General features: G+C 71.1%; 23 protein-coding genes and 1 tRNA gene. 8 read left to right on the forward strand and 16 right to left on the reverse strand.

The window, feature by feature from the left end:
* Positions 1-97: 97 nt before the first annotated feature.
* Positions 98-1,603, reverse strand: coding sequence for a potassium/proton antiporter (locus tag ABZ860_RS27935; protein ID WP_357225489.1), 1,506 nt, complete (start codon positions 1,601-1,603; stop codon positions 98-100).
* Positions 1,604-1,636: 33 nt separating this feature from the next.
* A complete protein-coding gene (locus ABZ860_RS27940) occupies positions 1,637-2,203 on the reverse strand; it encodes a 5-formyltetrahydrofolate cyclo-ligase (protein WP_357225617.1) in 567 nt (188 codons plus the stop codon).
* 33 nt (positions 2,204-2,236) lie between these two features.
* On the opposite strand from ABZ860_RS27940, the gene galU reads away from it, so the two are divergent.
* The 8 genes from galU (at position 2,237) to ABZ860_RS27980 (ending at position 7,478) form a co-directional block, all read left to right on the forward strand.
* A complete protein-coding gene (gene galU / locus ABZ860_RS27945; protein WP_357225491.1) occupies positions 2,237-3,142 on the forward strand; it encodes a UTP--glucose-1-phosphate uridylyltransferase GalU in 906 nt (301 codons plus the stop codon).
* Between the two features lie 4 nt (positions 3,143-3,146).
* Positions 3,147-4,331 carry a gephyrin-like molybdotransferase Glp gene (glp, locus tag ABZ860_RS27950; protein WP_357225493.1) on the forward strand — a complete coding sequence of 395 codons (1,185 nt, stop codon included), beginning with the start codon at positions 3,147-3,149 and terminating at the stop codon, positions 4,329-4,331.
* A complete protein-coding gene (gene moaC, locus ABZ860_RS27955) occupies positions 4,328-4,804 on the forward strand; it encodes a cyclic pyranopterin monophosphate synthase MoaC (protein WP_142566122.1) in 477 nt (158 codons plus the stop codon). Before glp ends, moaC begins: the two co-directional genes overlap by 4 nt.
* A gap of 4 nt (positions 4,805-4,808) precedes the next feature.
* The gene (locus ABZ860_RS27960; protein ID WP_357225496.1) at positions 4,809-5,285 is read left to right on the forward strand and encodes a MogA/MoaB family molybdenum cofactor biosynthesis protein; all 477 of its coding nucleotides are present in this window, start codon (positions 4,809-4,811) and stop codon (positions 5,283-5,285) included.
* 67 nt (positions 5,286-5,352) lie between these two features.
* Complete coding sequence (locus ABZ860_RS27965; RefSeq protein ID WP_357225497.1) at positions 5,353-5,994, forward strand: GNAT family protein; 642 nt, start codon at positions 5,353-5,355, stop codon at positions 5,992-5,994.
* Positions 5,995-6,110: 116 nt separating this feature from the next.
* Positions 6,111-6,320, forward strand: a complete 210-nt coding sequence (locus ABZ860_RS27970; RefSeq protein WP_357225500.1) for a hypothetical protein — start codon at positions 6,111-6,113, stop codon at positions 6,318-6,320.
* A gap of 308 nt (positions 6,321-6,628) precedes the next feature.
* Positions 6,629-7,351: a hypothetical protein gene (locus ABZ860_RS27975; protein ID WP_357225502.1), complete on the forward strand. Its 723-nt coding sequence runs from the start codon at positions 6,629-6,631 to the stop codon at positions 7,349-7,351.
* A 50-nt stretch (positions 7,352-7,401) separates the two neighbouring features.
* Positions 7,402-7,478, forward strand: a tRNA-Ala gene (locus tag ABZ860_RS27980).
* Between the two features lie 65 nt (positions 7,479-7,543).
* Here ABZ860_RS27980 and ABZ860_RS27985 read toward each other — a convergent pair.
* The 14 genes from ABZ860_RS27985 to ABZ860_RS28050 form a co-directional block, all read right to left on the reverse strand.
* On the reverse strand, positions 7,544-8,674 hold the full coding sequence (locus tag ABZ860_RS27985) for a site-specific integrase (RefSeq protein WP_357225504.1): 1,131 nt from the start codon (positions 8,672-8,674) through the stop codon (positions 7,544-7,546).
* Positions 8,674-8,877 (reverse strand): helix-turn-helix domain-containing protein, encoded by a 204-nt coding sequence (locus ABZ860_RS27990; protein ID WP_357225506.1) that lies wholly within the window; start codon positions 8,875-8,877, stop codon positions 8,674-8,676. The genes ABZ860_RS27985 and ABZ860_RS27990 overlap by 1 nt, the downstream gene beginning before the upstream one ends.
* Positions 8,874-10,274: a replication initiator gene (locus ABZ860_RS27995; RefSeq protein ID WP_357225508.1), complete on the reverse strand. Its 1,401-nt coding sequence runs from the start codon at positions 10,272-10,274 to the stop codon at positions 8,874-8,876. The genes ABZ860_RS27990 and ABZ860_RS27995 overlap by 4 nt, the downstream gene beginning before the upstream one ends.
* The gene (locus ABZ860_RS28000) at positions 10,271-10,507 is read right to left on the reverse strand and encodes a hypothetical protein (protein WP_357225510.1); all 237 of its coding nucleotides are present in this window, start codon (positions 10,505-10,507) and stop codon (positions 10,271-10,273) included. Before ABZ860_RS28000 ends, ABZ860_RS27995 begins: the two co-directional genes overlap by 4 nt.
* Positions 10,504-10,638 carry a hypothetical protein gene (locus tag ABZ860_RS28005; protein ID WP_357225512.1) on the reverse strand — a complete coding sequence of 45 codons (135 nt, stop codon included), beginning with the start codon at positions 10,636-10,638 and terminating at the stop codon, positions 10,504-10,506. The genes ABZ860_RS28000 and ABZ860_RS28005 overlap by 4 nt, the downstream gene beginning before the upstream one ends.
* 235 nt (positions 10,639-10,873) lie before the next feature.
* On the reverse strand, positions 10,874-10,999 hold the full coding sequence (locus ABZ860_RS28010) for a hypothetical protein (protein ID WP_357225515.1): 126 nt from the start codon (positions 10,997-10,999) through the stop codon (positions 10,874-10,876).
* 1 nt (position 11,000) lies between these two features.
* Positions 11,001-11,201 carry a hypothetical protein gene (locus ABZ860_RS28015; protein WP_357225517.1) on the reverse strand — a complete coding sequence of 67 codons (201 nt, stop codon included), beginning with the start codon at positions 11,199-11,201 and terminating at the stop codon, positions 11,001-11,003.
* 110 nt (positions 11,202-11,311) lie between these two features.
* A complete protein-coding gene (locus ABZ860_RS28020; protein ID WP_357225520.1) occupies positions 11,312-11,485 on the reverse strand; it encodes a hypothetical protein in 174 nt (57 codons plus the stop codon).
* The gene (locus ABZ860_RS28025) at positions 11,482-11,625 is read right to left on the reverse strand and encodes a hypothetical protein (RefSeq protein ID WP_357225521.1); all 144 of its coding nucleotides are present in this window, start codon (positions 11,623-11,625) and stop codon (positions 11,482-11,484) included. The genes ABZ860_RS28020 and ABZ860_RS28025 overlap by 4 nt, the downstream gene beginning before the upstream one ends.
* 201 nt (positions 11,626-11,826) lie before the next feature.
* Entirely contained in the window at positions 11,827-12,333 is a 507-nt protein-coding gene (locus tag ABZ860_RS28030; protein WP_357225524.1) for a Pycsar system effector family protein, read from the reverse strand.
* Entirely contained in the window at positions 12,330-13,028 is a 699-nt protein-coding gene (locus ABZ860_RS28035) for an NUDIX domain-containing protein (protein ID WP_357225527.1), read from the reverse strand. Before ABZ860_RS28035 ends, ABZ860_RS28030 begins: the two co-directional genes overlap by 4 nt.
* A 15-nt stretch (positions 13,029-13,043) precedes the next feature.
* Positions 13,044-13,202 carry a hypothetical protein gene (locus tag ABZ860_RS28040; RefSeq protein WP_357225530.1) on the reverse strand — a complete coding sequence of 53 codons (159 nt, stop codon included), beginning with the start codon at positions 13,200-13,202 and terminating at the stop codon, positions 13,044-13,046.
* Positions 13,203-13,211: 9 nt separating this feature from the next.
* Positions 13,212-13,529: a hypothetical protein gene (locus ABZ860_RS28045; RefSeq protein WP_357225532.1), complete on the reverse strand. Its 318-nt coding sequence runs from the start codon at positions 13,527-13,529 to the stop codon at positions 13,212-13,214.
* A gap of 22 nt (positions 13,530-13,551) precedes the next feature.
* On the reverse strand, positions 13,552-14,259 hold the full coding sequence (locus ABZ860_RS28050) for a DUF2637 domain-containing protein (protein ID WP_357225534.1): 708 nt from the start codon (positions 14,257-14,259) through the stop codon (positions 13,552-13,554).
* Positions 14,260-14,329: the final 70 nt, after the last annotated feature.

Below are 14,329 nucleotides of genomic sequence, written 5' to 3' on the forward strand. Positions count from 1 at the left end.
AAGCCCAAACGCCACTCCAGCCCGGTTTATTGCCCCGCGCCGTCCCATTCGCACGCACCGCGATCCGCTCACGCGAAGCAACCCCGGGCGACGGAGGTCAGCCGCCGCGTTCGCCGTACCAGCCGGCGAGCTTGCCGCGGCGGCTGACGGCACGCAGGCGGCGTTCGACCGTCTCCCGCTGCGCGGCCGTGGTGACCACGAGAATCTGGTCACCGGCCAGGAGCCGGGTCGTCTGCGTGGGCACGAACGACTGCCCCTTCCGCACCACGAGCGTGACCATGGTGTTCGCGGGCAGTCGGAGCTCGAAGATCTCCACGCCGTGCATGAGCGAGCCGGGCGGAATGCGGATCTGCAGCAGGTCGGCGTTCAGCTCCTCCAGCGGTGCGGCCTCCACGTCGAGGTCGCGGGCCTCGCCCTCCGCCGCCAGGCCGAGCCGCCTGGCGAGGTACGGCAACGTGGGCCCCTGCAGGATCGTGAACACGACGACGATGATGAACACGTCGTTGAACAGGCCCTTCGCCCCCGGCAGGCCGGCGGCCCAGGGGATCGCGGCCAGCACGATGGGGACCGCGCCGCGCAGTCCGGCCCACGACAGGAACACCTGCTCGCGCCACGACAGGGAGCCGAGCCGCAGGAGCCGCACCACCACGCCGGAAACCAGGACCGACGCCGGGCGGGCGAGCAGGACCAGCAGCAGGCCCGACACCAGGGCCGGGACGATCACGCTGGGCAGCTCGCGCGGGTCCGCGAGCATGCCGAGCATCACGAACAGCCCGATCTGGGCGAGCCAGGCGGCGCCCTCGGCGAATCCGCGAGTGGCGGCGCGGTGGGGGAGACGGGCGTTGCCCAGGATCAGCGTCGTCAGGTAGACCGCGAGAAAGCCGCTGCCGTGCAGCAGCGCGGCCCCGCTGTAGGTGACGAACGCCAGCGCCAGGACCGCGATCGGGTAGAGGCCGGAGGCGGGCAGCGCGACCCGGCGCAGCGCGTACGCGCCTGCGGGGCCGACCGCGAGCCCGACGGCCGCGCCGATGGCCAGTTCGGCGACCGTCTCCAGCGCGACGGACGGCAGGGAGAGCGTCCGGGACGCGCCCGCGCTCAGCATCATCACCAGGATGACCGTGGGGGCGTCGTTGAAGCCCGACTCCGCCTCCAGGATCCCGGCGAGCCGGGGCGGCAGCGGCAGCCGCCGTAGCACGGAGAACACGGCCGCCGCGTCGGTCGACGCCAGGAACGCGCCGAGCAGCAGCGCCATCCGCCACTCCATGCCGAGCAGGGCCGCGACGGTCGCCGCCAGCACGATGACGCTGATCGCGATGCCCACCGTGGCGAGCACGAGCGCGGTCGGCACGGCGTCGCGTACGTGGGTCCAGTTGGTGGTGAGACCGCCTTCGGCCAGGATCACGGCGAGCGCGACCAGGCCGAGCTGCTGGGCCGTCTGGGCGTTGTCGAAGTTGATGCCGACGATGCCGCCCTCGCCGAGCAGCAAGCCGAGGCCGAGGTAGATGAGGAGCGCGGGAAGGCCGGTGCGGTGCGCGATCCGAACGGACGCGATGGCCGCGATGACGACGGCGGCGGACAGGAGCAGCCAGACGTTCAGACCCATCCGCTCCCTTCGCCGTCTCTTAGGCCAATCTTGTCACATCTGTACCAATCGGCTGATTCCGCTCGGGAGGGCGGCGAAGCGTACGCGCTGGTCGTGGGGCTCCGCGGGAACTCCTTCGATCAGCTCGCCCTCGTGCAGGAGCGCCACCGTCGGCACGTTCGGCCCGACGCGGGCGAGCGCCCGGTCGTAGAAGCCGCCGCCGCGGCCGAGCCGTACGCCGGTGACCCGGTCCACGGCCAGGGCCGGCGCGATGACCAGCGCGGCGGTCCGGATCGCGTCGACGCCGCGCCGGACGTCCACCGGCTCCATGATCCCGTTCGGGCCGGGGGCCAGCGAGTCGGGGCCGTCGTACACCGCCCAGTCGAGCTCGCCGTCCGGGCGCTGCACCGGCAGGATCACCGTGGCGCCGTGCTTCCACAGGGCCAGGATCAGCCCCTGCGTGGACGGCTCGGTGCCGGTCGACCAGTAGCAGGCCACCAGCCCCGCCATCTGCACCCACGGCTGGTCGAGAAGTAACTCCCTGACGGCCGCCGACGACTCGCGCAGCGTCCCGGGGTCCAGTTCCGACCGGCCGCGCAGGATACGCCGACGCAGGTTCATCTTGTCCAAAGACTGCTCCGTTAGTGTCTACTCATGGCTGACTTCGATCCCGTGACCAAAGCCGTCGTGCCCGCCGCGGGTCTCGGCACCCGATTCCTTCCCGCGACGAAGGCGACCCCCAAGGAGATGCTGCCCATCGTCGACAAGCCGGCCATCCAGTACGTGGTGGAGGAGGCCGTCTCCGCCGGGCTGCTCGACGTCCTCATGGTGACCGGCCGCAACAAGCGCTCGATCGAGGACCACTTCGACGTAGCGTACGAGTTGGAGGACGCTCTTCGCGCCAAGGGCGACGAGGAGCGGCTCAACCAGGTGAAGGAGCCCGTCGACCTCGCCACCATGCACTACGTGCGGCAGGGCGAGCCCAAGGGCCTCGGCCACGCCGTCCTGTGCGCCAAGCAGCACGTCGGCCACGAGCCGTTCGCCTGCCTGCTCGGCGACGACATCATCGACCCCCGCGACCCGCTGCTCAAGCGCATGATCGAGGTGCGCGCGACCTACGGCGGCAGCGTCGTCGCGCTGATGGAGGTGCCGCGCGAGCAGGTCTCCCTGTACGGCGCCGCCGCCATCGAGCCGACCGACGAGGACGACGTCGTCCGCGTCACCGACCTCGTGGAGAAGCCCCCGGCCGACGAGGCGCCCTCCAACTGGGCCATCATCGGCCGCTATGTGATCGACCCCGCCGTGTTCGACGTGCTGGAGCGCACCCCGCCCGGGCGCGGTGGCGAGATCCAGCTCACCGACGCCCTGCGCACCCTGGCCTCGCTGGGCCCGGAGGAGGGCGGTCCGGTGCACGGCGTGCTGTTCCGCGGCCGTCGCTACGACACCGGCAACAAGCTCGAGTATCTGCAGACCGTGGTGCAGTTCGCCGCGAACCGGGACGACCTCGCCCCCGAGTTCCTGCCCTGGCTGCGGGAGTTCCTGAACAAGTCCGGACAGTGAGCCGATGAAGCCCGTCGACCGCCATCTCGCCGACATCCTCGCGGCGGTGCGACCGCTCGCACCGCTCGAGGTCGAGATCGAGGCCGCCCTCGGCGCCGTGCTGGCCGAGGACGTCGCCTCGCCCGTCCCGCTGCCGCCGTTCGACAACTCGGCGATGGACGGCTACGCCGTACGGGCCGAGGACGTGGCCGCCGCGCCCGTCACGCTGCCCGTGATCGGGGACGTGGCGGCGGGGGACGGCGGGCTGAACGCCCTCGGCCCCGGCCTGGTCACCCGCATCATGACCGGGGCGCCCCTGCCCGCCGGCGCCGACGCCGTCGTCCCGGTGGAGTGGACCGACGGCGGCACCGCCCGCGTACGGATCGACAGGCCGGCGCCGTCCGGCAACGCGATCCGGCGGGCGGGCGAGGACGTGCGGGCGGGCGACGTGGTGCTCCGCGAGGGCGCCAGGATCGGGCCCGCCCAGGTCGGGATACTCGCCGGGGTCGGCCGGCGCCGGGTGCTGGTGCGGCCCCGGCCGAGGGTGGTCGTGCTGTCCACGGGTGCCGAGCTCGCCGAGCCAGGCACCCCGCTGGGCGCGGGCCGCATCTGGGAGTCCAACAGCTTCATGCTCGCCGCGGCCGTACGCGAGGCCGGGGCGGAGGGGTTCCGGGCCGGTTCCGTGACCGACGACCCCAAGGAGTTCATGGACACCCTGGACGCCCAGCTCCTGCGGGCCGACGCCGTGATCACCAGCGGTGGCGTCTCGATGGGGGCGTACGAGCCGGTCAAGGAGGCCCTGTCCCCGCTGGGGACGGTGACCTTCGAGAAGGTCGCCATGCAGCCGGGCATGCCGCAGGGCTTCGGCGTCGTGGGGCCCGACCGCGTGCCGATCTTCACGCTGCCGGGAAACCCGGTCTCGTCGTTCGTGTCGTTCGTGCTCTTCGTCAAGCCGGCCCTGCGGGCGATGCAGGGCCTGCCGGCCGGGCCGCCCCCGGCCGTACGGGCGACCACGACCGCGCCGCTGCGCTCTCCGGCGGGGAAGCGGTCGTACCTGCGGGCCGTGCTGGCCGGGGAGACTGTGGCGCCGGTGACCCGGCAGGGCTCGCACCAGCTCGCGGCGCTGGCCGGGGCGAACGCGCTGATCGTGGTGCCGGAAGACGTGACCTCGCTGCCCGAGGGCGCCGAGGTGGAGGTGATACCGCTATGAAGCTGACTCACGTGGACGAGTCGGGCGCCGCACGGATGGTGGACGTCTCCGAGAAGGACGTCAGCGCCCGCACCTCCGTCGCGACCGGCCGGGTGCTGCTGTCGCCGGAGGCGGTGGCCGTGCTCCGCGCGGGGGACGTGCCCAAGGGCGACGCGCTCGGCGTGGCGCGGATCGCCGGGATCATGGGCGCCAAGCGCACCCCCGACCTCGTGCCGCTGTGCCACCCGATCGCCCTGACCGGCGTGAAGGTCGACCTGGCCGTGGTGGACGAGGGCGTGGAGATCACCGCCCGGGTCCGTACGGCCGACAGGACGGGCGTCGAGATGGAGGCGCTCACGGCCGTCACCGTCGCGGCGCTCGCGCTGGTGGACATGGTCAAGGCGGTGGACCCGGCGGCGGTGATCACCGATGTCCGGGTCGAAGAGAAGACGGGCGGCAAGACGGGCCACTGGACGCGGTCCGGACAGGAGTGAGGGCGTGCGCGCTTTGGTGGTGACGGTGTCCAACAGGGCGTCCGCGGGCGTCTACGAGGACCGCTCCGGGCCCCTGCTGGCCTCCCTCCTGAAGGAGGCGGGCTGCGACCAGGTGGACGGGCCCCGCGTGGTCCCCGACGGGGACGCCGTCGAGGCCGCGCTGCGCGAGGGCGTCGCCGCGGGCTACGACGTGATCGTCACCACGGGCGGCACCGGGGTGACGCCTCTCGACCTCACCCCGGAGATGACCCGCCGGGTGCTGGACCGGGAGATCCCCGGCATCGCCGAAGCCATACGCCAGGTCAACCGGGAGAAGGTGCCGACGTCGATCCTGTCCCGCGGCCTCGCCGGGCAGGCCGGCAGGACGCTGGTGGTCAACCTGCCGGGGTCCTCCGGCGGCGTACGGGACGGCATGGCCGTGCTGACCCCGATCCTGGCCCACGTCGTCGACCAGATCCACGGCGGCGACCATGCGCGCTGAGGAGCCCGCGGTGGCAGAGGCGCGTCCTGCGTGGCGCGTTGACCGTGTTCCGGTGGATGATTGACGAATGGATCGACTTCGCGGCTGGCCGGCATCCATGGCCGAGGGGCCCGTCGGGCTGCGGCCGCTGCGTCTGCGTGACGTACGGGACTGGCGCGACACCCGGCTGCGCAACGCCGAATGGCTCCGCCCCTGGGAGCCGAGCAACCCCGAGACCCCGCTGTTCCGCACCGGCCTCGGGCCGTACGTCTCGATGGTCGGCACGCTGCGCCGCGAGGCCCGCCAGGGGCTCGCCATGCCCTGGGTCGTCACGTACGAGGGACGGTTCGCCGGGCAGCTCACCGTGGGGGCGATCGTGTGGGGGTCGGCCCGCTCCGCGCAGGTGGGCTACTGGGTCGACGGCGCGCTCGCCGGACGGGGCATCATCCCGACCGCGCTCGCCATGGCGGTGGACCACTGCTTCTTCACGACCGGTTTACACCGGCTCGAGGCCAACATCCGGCCGGAGAACCACGCCAGCCGCAGGGTCGTGGAGAAGCTCGGGTTCCGCGAGGAGGGCATCCGCCGGCGTCAACTGCACATCGACGGCGCATGGCGCGACCACATCTGCTACGCGCTGACCGTCGAGGACGTGCCGCGCGGACTGCTCGTCCAGTGGCGCCGCACCGTGAACTCGGCCGCCCGCCGCAGCGAGTCCAGCCCCGGGTAGGGGCCGGCGGTTGTGCCCGGCCGCCTCGGCGGCCGTGACCGCGGCGCCCCCGCATCCGCGTCCGCCGAGGCGGTGAAGATCCAGATCGTGCCCGCCCGCACCGAGACCGTCCGGGAGTGGATCGACCCGTTCACCTGCCCGCCGAACCAGGTGCTCACCGGCCGCTCGCACTACGGCGACGAGCGAGGGTCACCACCGGTCAGTACACGGAGAGCAGCCACAAATGGCAGGCGAAGCCCGGCGCGGTCATGACCGGTCGCACGCACTACGGGGACGAGAACGGCAAGACCACGTACCGGTTCGCCACCGTGTATTTCGAGGGCTGATCTCCCGTAGCACACCGGCCGGCTGACCGGCCCCGGCCGTGCCACGATCATCCGGCCCGGGACGGCCCAGGTGGATATCGCGAGACCGGCCGGTCGAGCCCGTCGAGCCGCGTGGTCTGTGAGGAGCACGCGACTTCCTCGGGATCGAATTACATGAAGAGCTTTGACGATCTCGCGACACACCGGACTGAATGCTCGTCATTCAGTGACACACAGTCCTACGGTGCGTGACGTGAACACCTCTCCGCCGACCCAGGGCCACGGACGTGTTCACCATGCCCTTCTTCCGGGGGCGCGGGGGTGGGCGCATGGGTAGCGCCCTGCTCTACCTCGCCATCGTCGTCATGTGGCTCAGCGTCCTGCTGCCCATGTGGCTGCGCCGGGACCGGCACAGCGACGACGAGCTGTTCGAGGAGCAGGCGGAGGGGGCCACGCTGTCCGAGCCGCCCGCCGCCGACGACTCCTCGGAGGCCGCCGCCACCGAGGACGCCTCCGGCGACTCCGACGGCAGCGGTGACGCGGACGGCGGCGACGCCGACACCGTCGTCACCCCGCCGGCCGCGTCCGCGGACTCCGCCGACCCCGCCGCGTCCTCCGCCGCTGCGCCGGGCGCCGAGGCAGTCACGCCGGACCAGATCGCGGCGGAGCGGCACGCGCGGGCCCGCCGGGTCGCCGCCCACCGTCGTGCCCGGATCCTCGCCCGGCGCCGGCGGCGGCTCCTGTGGAGCATCCTGCTCGTGCTGGCCTCCGTGGTCACCGCGGCCGTCCGCGTGATGCCCTGGTGGGCCGTCGCTCCCTCGGGCGTGCTCCTCGTCGGCTACCTCGCCGTGCTGCGCGTGGCCGTACGCGCGGACAGGGAGCAGCGGGAGAAGGCCGCCCGGGCGCGGGCCGAGCAGCTGCGCCGCCGGCGGGAACGCCGCCGTGCCCTGGCCGAGGCGGCCCGCGAGGCGGAGATCATCAAGTTCGAGGCGCGCAAGCGCGTCCAGGTCTTCGACCAGTACGCCGACGGGCGCCGCGCGGCCGGAGACTGATTGGGTGGCGCGAACACCCCGCAGAGTTTGCTAATCTAGTCGAGGTCGTTGGGGCTATAGCGCAGTCCGGTAGCGCACTTCGTTCGCATCGAAGGGGTCTGGGGTTCAAATCCCCATAGCTCCACCACGACAGAGGCCGGTTCCGCCTAGCGGGACCGGCCTCTTTGATCTTCTGGGTGACTAACTGAGTGACTACGGCTTGAAGAGGTCGTCCATCGCCTCGGCCCCCTCCAGGAGCACCGGACGGAGCTGCTTGCGGTAGACCGTCTCAGTGACCTTCGTGTTGCTATGACCCACCAGGCGCGAGATGTTCTCGATCGGCACGCCGCTGGCCGACAGCAGTGAGACGAAGCTGTGCCGCATCTCCCGGGGCGTCCACTCCTTCTCATTCAGTCCCGCCTTCTTGACCACCTTGCGGAAGGCACGCCGGACGTTGTGCGAGTCGAGGGCAGTCCCGACCGCGGAGGCGAAGACGAGGTCATGGTCCTGCCATCGGGCGCCAGCCGCTTTGCGCGCGACGGTCTGCCGCTCACGGTGAGCTTTGAGCGCGTCCGCACAGCGCTTCGGCATGGCGAGCGTCCGGCGAGACTTCTCGGTTTTCGTGTCCCCGCCGGCCCGGACGGATCGCCACACCATGATTGACGGCGGCTCGCCCTCCAAGTCCACATGTGACCAGGTCAACGCGCGCAGCTCCTCGGTCCGGGCGCCGGTCAGGAGTGAGACCACGATGTAGGCGTTCATGCTCGTTCCTTCGGCCGCCGCGAGCACGGCTTCGGCTTGGTCGAGCGTGAGCGACTTCGACGGGCGCCCCTGTCTGCCCTTGGGGATCTCGCACAGCATGACCACGTTGCGCTTGACCTTGTCCCGGGCCTGAGCGCGAGAGACCGCACGGACGAGGATCGAGCGCACCTCCCGGAGGCTGCGTGTGCTCAGCTCCTTCGACTTGTCCGCCAGCCAGCGGTCAACGTCGTCGGCAGTGAGATCAACGAGCTTCCGTGCGCCCAGGGCAGGGATCACGTGCTTGTTCGCCAGGATCGTGCACTTGTCGAGGGTGCCGCGGTCGCGTCCGCTCAGCCCGAACTCCAGCCAGTTCCGTACGGCGTCCGCCACCGTGTAACCGGTCGAGGCGACGAGGAGACCGTCCTCGTAATCGCGGATAATCGCCTTGAGCTTGGTCTTGGCCTCGGTCTTGGTCTTGCCGCTGGCCTTCTTCACGATCCTCTTGCCCTGTGGGGTGTAGCCAACGGTCACCGAGGCGATCCAGCGTTGACGCGCCTCGTCCCAGTGCAGGCCGCCATCCCCGCGGCTACGGCGCTTGGTCATCAGGCGGCTTCCTCGGCTTCCTTCTCGAGCAGGGTCAGGTATTCGGTGATCGCTTCGGCGGGAATGAGTCGCGTACGGCCCTCGGTGACCGACCGCAGGCGCTTGCCGCGGATCAGTTCATAGATCTTTGTCTTGCCGAGGCCGAGCACGCGGGCGGCGTCGGGAACGCGGTACAGCGCGGGCTCGCTGAGGGGCCGCGTCATCGTGGTTCCTCCTTCGGCGGTTGATCGCTGAGGTGTCCTGCCAGCAGGGATTCGCCAGGGGTGTAGCCCTGGCCAGCGAAGGTCCAGTGCGCGAGCACGAGGGTGGTGTCGGGGTCGTAGGCCCAGCCGGTTTCGCGGAGTTGGGCTTGGCGGTAGTCGGCCCGTTCCTGCCGGATCTTGCCGAGGGTGGTCGCGTAGGCCCGGGAGCGGGTGGAGAAGTGGCCGCGGAAGCCGAGCATGTGCGCCCACTTACGCAGCTTGAGAACCAGCAGTTCGGGATGGGTGACGGGGTCGCCGAGGGTCCAGGCGGTTCGGATCAGCCGGGCGGCGTGTTCGCTGGCACCCTTGTCGCGCAGGTGGATCAGGTCGTGGGAGCGAATGCGCCGGTCCAGGGTGCCGGCGGATTCGGCGGCCTTGGTGGCGTACTTGGCGACGTAGCCGGCGACCTTCTGCTCGGTGAGCTGATCGCCTTCCCCGTCGAGGTCGGCGGGGTTGATGAGCTTGACATCTACCTGATCGCCCCAGCGGAGATCGAGGGTAGGTTGGCCGAGGTCGGGGGCGTCGATGTAGACCGACGCGGCGGCCGAGCGGATCGCACCGTCGAGGAGCTGCACGGTCGCCCAGTCCGGCGGCGGGATCGGGGTGGTGTCCTCGGGATCGTCGGGACGGCCGTCGAGGCGGATGATGGCGTGGAAGTGGACGACGCCGCGGGCTTGGTATTCGGCGACCTTGGCGAAGGACACTTTGACCTGCCGGTTGAACGCCGCCTGTGACATGCCGGCGGCGCCGGCGAGGTGGCGGCGCAGGTAGATGGTGAAGCGGCGCCACAGGTCCCCAGCGTGGGCGTTCCACAGCACATGCCCGACGTAGTCGTAACTGTCGGGGTCGAGGGGTTGCCCGATGCGAGGGTCGTCGGCCGCGTGGCGGTCGAAGCAGGCAGGCCCCGAGCGGCGGGGATGGCAGACCTGCGGGGCGCCGTTCTTGCCGGGGCCGCGGTGGACGGGACCGAAGGACGGGGCGGTCAGGGTGGCGAAGACCCGCGGGTGGGTGCGGACGGTTTCGGGGACGCCTTTGGTGCCGCCGATCAGGCCGGCGCGGATCAGGTGGAAGGTGTCGGCGCGGTAGAGCTCGGCGCAGGAGGGGCAGCGGGAGGCGCGGCGGTTGCCGCAGCGGACGAGAAGCTGCCCGTGCGGCTCGTTGCTGGTGGTGTAGGTGTGTAGGACCTCGCCCGTGCCGGCATCCACGGTCAGGGTTTCGCCGGTGAGGCGGACGGGTTCTGTGCAGCCGCGCAGGCGGGCGACCTGGTCGAGCCAGCGGGTGAGGTCTTTGCCCGAGCGGCGGGCCAGGTCACGGATGACCGGCCCGACCAGCTCAGCGAGCGGCGTAGGCGCGCTCAAGCGGTGATCCTCCTTACCTCGGTGACGACGATGCGGGGGCAGCAGTTGCGGCACTGCTTGTCGAGCGAGAGACGGCGCCCGCAGGCGATACGGCGCCGGAGGTGGCCGAGCCGGACGAGGACCGGAGCGAGGCACGGCCCGGACTCCACGGCCAGCACCCGGCGGACGGTGGACCAGGGGCGCTGTCCGCCAGGGGCGTAGGTCTCGGTGACCTGCACCTGGTAGCGGCTCATTTGCGGCCCCGGACGTAGATGCGGCCGGTGGCGTTGCAGGTCCGGCAGGGCACGCGGCGCCGGTTGGGATCGAGGCCGGTGGAGCAGAAGCCGTTGCAGGTGGGGCAGGTGCGGTAGTGGCCGGTGCTCATTTACCGCACCTGGCGCAGGTGGTCGAGGTGCGGGGGTTGATCCCGCCGCAACGGCAGACCCAGGTGGAGGCGGTGCCGGGCGGCAGCCAGGCCCGACCGGACCCGAGTACGGGCGTGACAGGGCGAAGGTGGCGCATACTGGTAGCTCCTTGCTGAGAGGCGAGGGAGACGCCCCGCGGGACGGCAGTGCCGGCAAGCTCAGGCCGCCCCGTGGAGGCGTCGCATCCGTGTGTGATCAGTTGTGGTTGTCGATTCCGCTGCCGTCGCAGTCGCGGCACCGCTGGTTGTCGGCGTCGATGCCGGTGCCGTTGCAGGTGCAGCAGCGGTAGGCGTAGACGGGGAACTCCTCGCGCGCAGTCATCTCAGAGGCCCCACTGCTGCATCGCGGCGATGTCTTCGGGGCTGAGCTGCTCGTCTGCTTCGACGCGACGCCTCAGTGCCTTGAGGTACGCCTTGCCGGGGGCCGAGGGGCCGTCGAACTCTCCGCGGCGGGATGCCTTGCGCTCCTCTTTGAGGTACCTCCTCTGAGCTGCGCGCCAGTTGTTGATCTCCTGGTCTCCCACGAGTGGGTCTCCTTCCTGATGTCGCAAGGGGGACAGCGGGGGTGCGGCGTGCCCGCCCGAGGCTCAAGCTCGGGTGACCGCCTGACGGTCGGGCTGATGAATGATCACGGTTATTCGGTGCAGGGTTGGGTTCCGGTGCCGTCGCAGGTGAGGCAGGCGGCGTACTGCTCGACGGTGCGGCGGCGCAGGCCGCGGCCGAGCACCATCGCGGTGAGGACTTGGCGCTCGCCGTCGCAGTCGGGGCAGGTCTCGGGCGCCTCGGTCGTGCCGGCGGTGGGGGTCACAGTTCGCCCCGTCCGGCGCAGGTGGGGCAGGTCTGGCGGGTCTCGATGGTGACGGTCTGGCCGCCGCGCTTGGCAGACTTGAGGACGCCGACGGTGCGGTAGCCGCGGCAGGTGCCGCAGATCGGACGCTGAGACTTCATGCGGGAACTCCTTGTCACAGGTGGGCGGGATCGGGGGTCAGCAGTGCGGGACGCCGCCGGGGCAGTCGCACACGGTGTCAGCGGGGTCGTCGGTGGACCATCCGCACGGCACGCACCAGGCAACGACCTGGTAGTCCTCGTATTCATCCCGTGCCATTGCGGGGGCTTCCTTTCTGTGTGACTGGTTGAGATCGAGGGGAGCTAAGCGGCGAGCAGCGCGGCGGCCAGGACCAGTAGCGCGACGATGAGCAGATCTACGGCTAGGCGCAGGCGCCGGTACTTGGTCACGGCCAGGCGGGACAGCAGCCACACATCCGCGGCCACGTGGCCGGCCGCATCTGTGGTGGTGAGGGTGTGCAGGAGCGCGGCCGGGGAGGCGGCACGAGCGTGGACGACGAAGCCGGTGCCGCCGATTCGGGGGATGCGCGGGCGGACGGCCAGCAGCAGCACCGCGACCGCCACGCCGAGCAGGCCAGCCGAAGCCCACAGGCCGGCCAGCGCCACCGCGGGCATACGGGTGGTGGAGGTCGCCGCGGTCGTCACGGTGATGACGACGGCGAGCGCGGCGCCCGCCCACGACAGCAGCAGACCCGCTTTGGCGTCCACCCGGGCCAGCTCAGCCCGCACCAGAGCCGCTTGCTCGTAAAGGTCGGCCAGCGCAGACGCATCGACATCTGACGGCGTGATCAGCGACCGCGAACTGTTCACCGCTGCCCCCTGCTGATTGAAGCCGCAGCGCTGGGGGTCAAGGCCTCAGAGAGCATGCCGCGGTGGGCCGGGAAGACCTTCCCGCCGTAGGCGTGCGCCAGGTAGTGGACGAGGTCGTTGTAGGTGTCGGCCAGGACCCAGGCGGCGCGGGCGGCGTCATCGGCGCCGACCACGGTGGGCAGGTGGTCGCGGTGGTAGGTGCCCAGGTGGGTGCGGACCGGGACGGTGACCATCCATGCCTCGTCGCTGGCGCGGGGATCGGGCACATACCGCGGCGGCAGCGCCTCCCAGGGCGAGGTGATGCCGGTCAGTCCGGTCTCTTCGTGCAGTTCGCGGATCGCGGCGTGCACCGGGTCTTCGCCGGGATCGACGTGCCCGCCGGGCAGCGCCCAGCCGTGGCCGTCGCCGCGCTCCACCATGACCAGCCAGTGATGCCCGTCGTGGTCGGTGGCGGTGACGATGGCGTCAGCGGCGAGGGCTTCGCCCCAGTGGCCCAGCTCGTTGCGGCCGTAGCGGATGCCGGTGCGCTCACACGGGTTGACCGGACGGCCGTCGATCAGCTGAAACGGGATCGCGGCGCGGGCCTGACGAGGCGCCCAGTCGATCCGGGTGGGGTCAGTTTGCGGGTCGGCCCAGCCCTGGCGGACGCCGATGGTCAGCACGTCGGGATGGGTGTAGGTGATTTGGTCACTCACGGGTCTCTCCTCCGGTCAGTTCAGGCGGGTGAGGAAGCCGGCGACGTTGTCCGCGGCGACGTGCAGTACGCGGACGGAGGCGTTGACGAGGTCGGCGGCAGAGACGGGGCGGGTGAACAGGTAGAACAGGGCGAACAGCAGCAGGGCGCGGGCGGTCAGCTTGCGTAGCATCACGGGGCCGCCTCAGACGGAGACGGTGCCGTGGTAGCTCATGAGCGCGTCCCAGTCGCGGGAGGTCTGCTCCCACACCGCGACCGCGCGGTAGTTGATCGGCCCGAAGTCGCGGGCGGTGGTGTAGTTCAGTCCCTCGGAGGTGGGGGCGCCGATCAGGTCGGCGATGCGGTCGATCGCGGCTCGCTGCTGGACGTCGGTGCCGTCCACGTAGATGGAGATGTCGGCGCCGTAGTCGGGGACGGGGACCTTGGGGTTGTCGGCCAGGAACGCGGCCAGGCGGCGCAGTCCGGCGATGAACTCAGCGCGGGCGGTGGGGTCGGTGGTCATGATGGTTCGGCTCCTTTGCACTTCAGGCGTTCTGAGTGGTGGGGGTGAGCTGGTCGAGCAGCTCACGGGCGAGGTCGGGAGTGATCCGCATGCGGCGGACCAGCTCGTCAGCCGGGATCGGCGCGTTGTGCAGGCGGGTGTACTCGCCGGCGAAGTACCGGGCGTCATCGAGCACGGCCGGGCTGATCTCCGGGCGCACCGATGACGGCACAGGGGCGGGGTTGAGTTCGGCCGGCGCCTCATGCGGAGTCGGCAGTTCGGTCCGGTCGTCGCCGGAGGTGGCCGGGGTCGGGGAGACCTGGTCAGCGACCAGTTCGCCATCCACCACCGGCGAGGCGGGGGTGTGGCCGGCGCGGCGTTCCAGCATCGACATCGCGATCAGGAACGCCCCCGCAGGGGTCGCGGCGACGATCCATCCCCACGCCGAGGGTTCGGCTTCGGCGAGGTTGGCCGCCAGCGTGAGGACGATCCCGCCGGCCAGCACCAGCGACGGCCACGACACCAGACTGCGGCGGCGCCGGCCGGTGCGCTTGTCGCGTTGGATCTCGCGGGCGGCCATCACGCACATCAGGTCGATGCAGACCGCGACCGCCCACGAGCGCCAATCTCTCTGGCCGTGCTTGGCGGCCAGTTTGCTGATGTGGTCGAAGGAGCCCACGGCCGCGATCCCCGCGAGCACGACCACCGGCCCGGAATCGGCCAGCAGCGAGCGCAGACGACGACGCAACATCACAGGACTCCCAGCAGGTGAGGAACGGGGTTTTGGCATGAGTCGGGTAGGGACCTGGCGTGATTGAGGG

The sequence above is a fragment of the Microbispora sp. NPDC046973 genome, from assembly GCF_040644495.1.
GTDB lineage: Bacteria > Actinomycetota > Actinomycetes > Streptosporangiales > Streptosporangiaceae > Microbispora.

Bases quoted from the DNA above. Each gene is read 5' to 3' on its own strand.
- ABZ860_RS27935 (WP_357225489.1), bottom strand. From the start codon at position 1,603: ATGGGTCTGAACGTCTGGCTGCTCCTGTCCGCCGCCGTCGTCATCGCG.
- ABZ860_RS27940 (WP_357225617.1), bottom strand. From the start codon at position 2,203: ATGAACCTGCGTCGGCGTATCCTGCGCGGCCGGTCGGAACTGGACCCC.
- galU (WP_357225491.1), top strand. From the start codon at position 2,237: ATGGCTGACTTCGATCCCGTGACCAAAGCCGTCGTGCCCGCCGCGGGT.
- glp (WP_357225493.1), top strand. From the start codon at position 3,147: ATGAAGCCCGTCGACCGCCATCTCGCCGACATCCTCGCGGCGGTGCGA.
- moaC (WP_142566122.1), top strand. From the start codon at position 4,328: ATGAAGCTGACTCACGTGGACGAGTCGGGCGCCGCACGGATGGTGGAC.
- ABZ860_RS27965 (WP_357225497.1), top strand. From the start codon at position 5,353: ATGGATCGACTTCGCGGCTGGCCGGCATCCATGGCCGAGGGGCCCGTC.
- ABZ860_RS27975 (WP_357225502.1), top strand. From the start codon at position 6,629: ATGGGTAGCGCCCTGCTCTACCTCGCCATCGTCGTCATGTGGCTCAGC.
- ABZ860_RS27985 (WP_357225504.1), bottom strand. From the start codon at position 8,674: ATGACCAAGCGCCGTAGCCGCGGGGATGGCGGCCTGCACTGGGACGAG.
- ABZ860_RS27990 (WP_357225506.1), bottom strand. From the start codon at position 8,877: ATGACGCGGCCCCTCAGCGAGCCCGCGCTGTACCGCGTTCCCGACGCC.
- ABZ860_RS28000 (WP_357225510.1), bottom strand. From the start codon at position 10,507: ATGAGCCGCTACCAGGTGCAGGTCACCGAGACCTACGCCCCTGGCGGA.
- ABZ860_RS28005 (WP_357225512.1), bottom strand. From the start codon at position 10,638: ATGAGCACCGGCCACTACCGCACCTGCCCCACCTGCAACGGCTTCTGC.
- ABZ860_RS28010 (WP_357225515.1), bottom strand. From the start codon at position 10,999: ATGACTGCGCGCGAGGAGTTCCCCGTCTACGCCTACCGCTGCTGCACC.
- ABZ860_RS28025 (WP_357225521.1), bottom strand. From the start codon at position 11,625: ATGAAGTCTCAGCGTCCGATCTGCGGCACCTGCCGCGGCTACCGCACC.
- ABZ860_RS28045 (WP_357225532.1), bottom strand. From the start codon at position 13,529: ATGACCACCGACCCCACCGCCCGCGCTGAGTTCATCGCCGGACTGCGC.
- ABZ860_RS28050 (WP_357225534.1), bottom strand. From the start codon at position 14,259: ATGTTGCGTCGTCGTCTGCGCTCGCTGCTGGCCGATTCCGGGCCGGTG.